Source organism: Methylobacterium sp. B1 (genome assembly GCF_000333255.1).
GTDB lineage: Bacteria > Pseudomonadota > Alphaproteobacteria > Rhizobiales > Beijerinckiaceae > Methylobacterium > Methylobacterium fujisawaense.
Window position 1 is genome coordinate 1 of sequence record NZ_BACT01000658.1, and the last position, 6,124, is coordinate 6,124.

The 6,124-nt window shown below is 68.6% G+C and carries 5 protein-coding genes and 1 pseudogene; 2 read left to right on the forward strand and 4 right to left on the reverse strand.

Annotated features, from left to right (window positions below; translation table 11 throughout):
• Together I53_RS19505 and I53_RS19510 are read right to left on the reverse strand one after the other, a co-directional pair.
• Nucleotides 1–600: AMP-binding protein (locus I53_RS19505; RefSeq protein WP_043353751.1), on the reverse strand; the 600-nt coding region annotated here is incomplete at its 3' end.
• 301 nt (nucleotides 601–901) lie between these two features.
• Entirely contained in the window at nucleotides 902–3,400 is a 2,499-nt protein-coding gene (locus I53_RS19510; protein WP_251982375.1) for a PAS domain-containing protein, read from the reverse strand.
• A gap of 269 nt (nucleotides 3,401–3,669) precedes the next feature.
• On the opposite strand from I53_RS19510, the gene I53_RS19515 reads away from it, so the two are divergent.
• Nucleotides 3,670–4,158, forward strand: coding sequence for a phasin (locus I53_RS19515; RefSeq protein ID WP_043353754.1), 489 nt, complete (start codon nucleotides 3,670–3,672; stop codon nucleotides 4,156–4,158).
• A gap of 131 nt (nucleotides 4,159–4,289) precedes the next feature.
• Complete coding sequence (locus tag I53_RS19520) at nucleotides 4,290–4,625, forward strand: hypothetical protein (RefSeq protein ID WP_051044905.1); 336 nt, start codon at nucleotides 4,290–4,292, stop codon at nucleotides 4,623–4,625.
• Between the two features lie 84 nt (nucleotides 4,626–4,709).
• Here the strand turns inward: I53_RS19520 and I53_RS19525 are convergent, their stop codons facing one another.
• On the reverse strand, nucleotides 4,710–5,357 hold the full coding sequence (locus tag I53_RS19525) for a L,D-transpeptidase (protein ID WP_043353755.1): 648 nt from the start codon (nucleotides 5,355–5,357) through the stop codon (nucleotides 4,710–4,712).
• A 153-nt stretch (nucleotides 5,358–5,510) separates the two neighbouring features.
• Nucleotides 5,511–6,029 (reverse strand): annotated as a pseudogene (locus I53_RS19530) (transglutaminase family protein); the annotation flags it as partial.
• Between the last annotated feature and the right edge of the window lie 95 nt (nucleotides 6,030–6,124).

Consider the following 6,124-nt stretch of genomic DNA (forward strand, 5'->3'; position numbering starts at 1 on the left):
ATTGGCCTTCAGCGGCACCTTGCGGCCGCCGCGCAGGCCCTCGTCGGCGGTGATCACCAGCTTGGAGCCGCACCCCTGGATGCGCGACGCCAGCGAGTCGGGGGAGAAGCCGCCGAACACGATGGCGTGGATCGCCCCGAGCCGCGCGCAGGCGAGCATCGCGTAGGCGGCCTCCGGGATCATCGGCATGTAGAGCGTGACCCGATCGCCCTTGCCGACGCCGCGGTTACGCAGGACGTTGGCCATCCGGCAGACCTGCGCGTGCAGCTCCCGGTAAGTGATGTGCTTCGACTCGTCGGGATTGTCGCCTTCCCAGATGATCGCGGTCTGGTCGCCGCGGGTCTCCAGATGACGGTCGATGCAGTTATGGGCGACGTTGGTCTTGCCGTCTTCGAACCACTTGATCGAGACCTTGCCGGGCTCGAAGCTGGTGTTCTTCACGATGGAGAACGGCGTCATCCAGTCGATGCGCTTGCCGTGCTCGGCCCAGAACGCATTCGGATCGGCGACGGACGCCGCATACATCTCTCGATACTTGGAATCGTCGACGTGAGCGCCCTCGCGCCACGCGTCCTTCACCTCGATGACCTTGCCTTGCATGGCGTTCCATCCCTGATTGGTGCCCGATCGTATCGCGGTGGCGGCCGCGCAGCCAGGACTTCCAAAGTAATGTAGCCTACAATTTACGATGACGATATGATCGCGGTTTCGCGCGCGCTCAGATCAAGTCCCGTAAATAAATTGGGCACAATGTAAGAGCTGATTGAGGCTTCGATGCTGCGCTGTCAAGCGCGGGGAGCCTGGCGAACGATCACCCGCCGTCCTCTGTTTCCGCCCCCGGACGATGGCCGGTACAGGGGCGCGCTTTCGGGGACGCGTCGGCGCGCGATCGGCCAGGGACCTATCCGTTCGCCACCCGTCGCGTCGGCATGATGATTTCCACGAGCGTGCCGTCTTCCGGGCGTGCGGAGAGCTGGAGGCGGCCGCCGTTGGCCTCCACAAGGGCGCGCGGCAGTGCCAGCCCGTCCTCGACGGATTCCTTCGGGTCTTCCACCCGCGGAGCAGGCCCGGCGCCGGTACCGCGCACCCGCAGGGCAACGGCCGCCCGTTCCGCCGAGCCGGTGGAAACGATGATCTGGCTTCCGGCGGCGGAGCGTCGGATCGCGTTCTCGATCACGAGACTGGCCGCGCGGCTGACCGAGCGCTCGTCGGCTTCCAAATCGCCGAGATCGGTGGAGAAGCTTGTCCGCATCACGACCCGGCCCCGCGCTGCCTCGCCCTGAAGGCGGGCGACGCAACCCGCCACGACGTCGTTGAGGTCGAGAGCGCGGGGTTCGAGGCGCAGCGAACCGGCCTCGACTGCGGCAAGATCCAGAAGCTTGCCGACCCGTTCCAGGATCGTCTCGCCCGACGCTTTGATCTCCGCCAGGCAGTCCCTGTAGCGCGTGTCGCCGAGGGGCCCGAAGGGCTCCTTCAGCATCGCGTTTGCCAAATCGATCATCCCGGTGACGGGGCCGCGCACGGCGCCGTCGAGCCGGCTCAAGGCCTCTCCGCCGCCCGGCACGGTTTCCGGGCGACTGGCTGCGCCCGCCTCTCCGGGCGCTGCGCGACCGGCATGGTCGAGCGTGACCACCCGTCGTCCAAGAGGCCCTGCGACGGCGAGCGACATCGGCTTGCCGGCCAGGACAATGGAGCGCCGCTCCGGGGCCGCGCCGCGCAGGGCATCGGCGATCGTCAGGACGCTCTGACGGTCGAACAGGCTGACGAAACTGCCGCCGACGACCTCGCGCGGATCGCATCCGAACAGATCGGCCGCGGCGTGGTTCAACGCGACGATACGGCCGGCCCCGTCGACGGTGACGACCCCGATCTCCAGTGCGTCCAGGGCCGCCTCGGCACGGGCCGTCCGTTCCGTCTGGGCGGCGCGGGCGAGGCGCTCGGCGGTGAGCGCATCCGCGACATCGGCCTCATCGACCGGGCGCGCGATCAGGCACGTCGCAGTTGCGCCTGCCCAGCTGAAGGCGCCGCTCAGCAGTTCCACCGGACGCGTATGGCCCTCGACCGACTTCACCGTGGTCCGGCGTGCCGCGTCGCCAAGCGCGTTGCCAAGCGCGTTCGAAGGCGGGAGACCCGGGAGAAGTCCGGAGAGCCCGGTGCGGGCGAGGCTCGGCAGGTCGGGATGGCCTGTCAGATCCAGAAAGCCGCGGTTGGCGGCGACGATGGTGCCGTTGTGGTGGATCAGCGTCGGCAGCGGCAGACCCGCGAGAAGGTCGGCCTGCGGAGGAGCGGCCACGTCGACGGGGGGCTCGACACTGGCCCCGTCGGTTTCCGTGCTGGCCTCCTCGAAGACCACGGGCAGTTCCACCGGATTGGTCTGCGGCGCGGGGAACGGCATCACCGCGCCGCTCTCGGCCTTCGGCGCCCCTGATTCAGGATCGACCTCGTCGCCGGCATAGCGTGCGCCCAGCGCCCGGGCGATTTCCCGGAAGGCGGCATGCTCATCAGTCGAGAGCGGTGTCGCGATGAGATCCGGCGCAGGCGCGACCGGGCTTTCGGCTTCGACGGGCTCGGGGAGAGACGACGCGGACGCCGAAACCGACGATTCCGGCGGCGGCGCCGCGGGCTCGGCGACGACCTTGATCGCGTTCGGCGCGCTCCGGATCAGGCCGAACCCGCCGAAGCCGGAGAACGCAGCATCACCCCGCCCCAGAGGGGCGCCGGAGAGATCGACCCGGAACGGCCCGGTGCCGGCATCGAGCACCGCCGATTCGCCGCGGAAGGTTCGTCGGTCGCGCAGGGCCGCCAGCACGGAATCGGCTTCGGACAGGAGGCCTGTCGCCGCCATGTCCTGCCATCGCTGCCCCACGAGGCCCGCGAGGGCCTCCGGCCCGGTGAGGGTGGTCAGGGCACCCGCGGCATCGATGCGCCACAAGAAGCGGTTGTCCCGCCCCATCGCGGATGGCGTCGCCTGCGGATGTGCCGGCGGCGCGCTTGCGCTCGCCGGGGGCGCGACGGGGCGGACCGGCCGGGCGCGGGCGGTCGTCACGGGCGTGGTCGGTACCACGAGGATGGCGGGACGACCGTCCGCCTGAGTACCGCGCGCCAGCCAGCACAGTGCCGGTGGGGCGATGCGGCGGACATCCAAACGGAGGCGCGCGAGGCGGGGCGCGGCGTCCCCTGCGGTCGCGGCAACAATCTGACGGATCAAACCGACGAGCGCGGAGCCGGTCAGGGTGTCGGCCAAGGGCGCCGCCGCATCGGACGCGTACAGGATCTGCCCCGCCGACGGGTCGACCACGAAATGCACGGTGTCCCGAGCGCCGAGCGTGGCGGCCAGGGCCGGCACGCGCGCCCAGGCCGCGAAGGCAGTCGCCAGCCCGGGCTGGGCTGCACCGGCCATCGGTGTCACTGTCGTCTCCAAAGCCCGCGACCTCGAACCCTAACGCGATCCGTCACGTTCCATGGGCTCGCTTTGCCCGAGAAACGCCCGTGACCGTAGCCCTATTGTAAACTCCCTTGCGCCGCGACGCTGGACTCTGGGCGCAACCGTCACACGTTTACGTCATGGCAACCTTAACGCCATGGGCGTGGGTGGCATAAGGCGGCGAATCAGATATTGTGCACCGCACAAAGCGCCATCCACAGAGCAATCAAGAGAGGAGACGTAGAATGAGCAACCCCCCGAATTACGAAGTCCCGGCCGAGATGCGTGACTTTGCCGAGAAGAGCGTCGAGCAGGCCCGCAAGGCCTTCGACAGCTTCATCGGCGCGGCCCGCCGTACGGCCGATACCGTGCAGGGTTCGGCCGAAATGGCCCGATCCAACGCGCTGGACGTCTCCTCGCGCGGCTTCGAGTATGCCGAGCAGAACGTGAACGCGGCCTTCGATCTCGCCCAGAAGCTGGTTCGCGCCAAGGACGTTCAGGAGGCCATGCAGCACCAGGCTGAGTTCGTGCGCAGCCAGTTCGCCGCCATCCAGGCGCAGGCCAAGGAGTTCAGCGGTCTCGCGCAGAGCGCGATGCAGCAGGGCGCCGAGCGTGCCAAGTCGGCGATGCAACAGGGGGCCGACGAGGCTCGCAAGGCCATGGAGCAGGGCCAGGACGCCGCCAAGCAGACGGCCCAGGACGCCCAGGACGCCGCCGAGCGCGCGACGCACTGAGGCCTGCACCGATCAACGGGGCTGCGACCCGTTCCCGGGCTCCGGGGGCGGGTCGTCTCGTTTTCGCCGGTATTGCCGCCGAGAGCCGCCGGGCGGACGCGTTGAGTCCGCGCCGAGCGAAGGAATCAGGGATGCGCCTTACTGTTTCGGGCCGATCCGGCCTGCGTGGTCCGTTCCGGCTCGCGATCGCCGCGCTGGCGCTCGCGGCCGCGTTGCCGGCCGGCGCGGCGCGGGCCCAATATTACGACGATCCGGGTTACGACGGTGAATACCGGCCTGTCCCCCGCCGGGCGCAGCGCGCCCCCGTCGGTTACAACTGCGATGCGGTCCAGCAGGGCATCACCGGACCGAAGCCGTTCTCGTGTCCTCTGCCCGGCCCGCGGCCCCTCGGCGTGCGCTGCTTCTGCGACATGCCGATCGCCTCGTTCAGCCCGCCGCAGACCGCTGTCGGGCGCGTCGTCCCGTAACGGAAAGGGCCGCGCACCCGGATGGGTGGCGCGGCCGGTCTCGTGGGGGCGGGGTCCGGCGAGGATGGTCCCGCCGGATCGAACTCAGTTCAGAACGACGACCTTGGCGCCGACCTTCACACGCTCGTAGAGATCGGTGACGTCGTCATTGGTCATCCGGATGCAGCCCGACGACACCGCCTGACCGATCGTGTCCGGCTCGTTGGAGCCGTGGATGCGATACTCGGTGCTGCCGATATACATGGCACGGGCGCCGAGCGGATTCTCGATGCCGCCGGCCATGTAGCGCGGCAGGTCGGGACGGCGGGCGATCATGGCCTTCGGGGGCGTCCACGACGGCCACTCGCGCTTGGCGGTGATCTTGTTGGTGCCGCTCCAGCTGAAGCCCGGGCGACCGACGCCGACGCCGTACCGGATCGCCTGACCATCGCCCAGAACGAAGTACAGGCGGCGCTCGGCGGTGGAGACCACGATGGTGCCGGGCGCGTAGGGCGCGTTGAACGCCACGACCTCACGGGGGATCGGCTGGACCTGCGCCTGCGGCGCCGCCTGCACGCCCTGGCCATAGCCCGGGGCGTAAGTGCCCTGGTAACCGTACTGTCCCTGATCCGAGTAGTACTCGTCGGAGCCGTCCGTACCGAAGGGATCGTACGACGAAGCGGCGAGGGCTGGCGTTGCGGCAAGAACAGCCACGCCGAGGAGCGCGCCGAGTGCGGTGACCGAGGTCTTCATGAGTGGCCTGCCTGTGCGATAACCTTTGCCTTTACAAGCGTGAGCATAGGCAGGCAGTTCCACACATCCGCCATGAATTTGCTGTTGGGCGGAATACGCAGGGCCGCTCGACCGTGCGGTGCGCCGCGGCTCGGGCCAGGGCCCGCGGCTTGCTCAGGTCACCTCGTCGGTGTGGATGTCGAACCGTGCGAGATGGGCGTAGCCGAAATTGGTCGAGATCGCGCAGTCGGTGGCGTCGCGGCCGCGGGCCATGACGATGCGGCCGATCCGGGGCCGGTTGTGGCGGGCGTCGAACGTGTACCAGCGCGGCCCGTCGGGACCGTGGAGGTAGACCTCGAACCACGCGGAGAAGTCCATCGGCGCCGGATCCTTCGGCACGCCGATGTCGCCCAGATAGCCGGTGGCATAGCGCGCCGGGATGTTCATGCACCGGCACAGGGCGATCGCCAGATGCGCGAAGTCCCGGCAGACACCCTCGCGCTGCATGAAGGCGTCATGCGCACTCCTCGTGGCATCGGCGCGTTGATAGTCGAAGCGGATCCGCTCGTGCGTGTAGTCGACGATGGCCTGGACGCGCGCCCAGCCCTCCGGCGTGGTGCCGAACAACGACATCGCCCTCTGCCATATCCTGTCCGTGTAGCACTATCGAGATCCCAACCTGAACATCAGGACATACTATGGCATATCTTATATTGTCATATGGCTCGCCTCATTCACGACCCTATAGCGCAGCATCGTATCCTATACGGTGAGGTCTGTCCAGATCC

Bases quoted from the DNA above. Each gene is read 5' to 3' on its own strand.
- I53_RS19510 (WP_251982375.1), bottom strand. From the start codon at position 3,400: ATGGCCGGTGCAGCCCAGCCCGGGCTGGCGACTGCCTTCGCGGCCTGG.
- I53_RS19515 (WP_043353754.1), top strand. From the start codon at position 3,670: ATGAGCAACCCCCCGAATTACGAAGTCCCGGCCGAGATGCGTGACTTT.
- I53_RS19520 (WP_051044905.1), top strand. From the start codon at position 4,290: ATGCGCCTTACTGTTTCGGGCCGATCCGGCCTGCGTGGTCCGTTCCGG.
- I53_RS19525 (WP_043353755.1), bottom strand. From the start codon at position 5,357: ATGAAGACCTCGGTCACCGCACTCGGCGCGCTCCTCGGCGTGGCTGTT.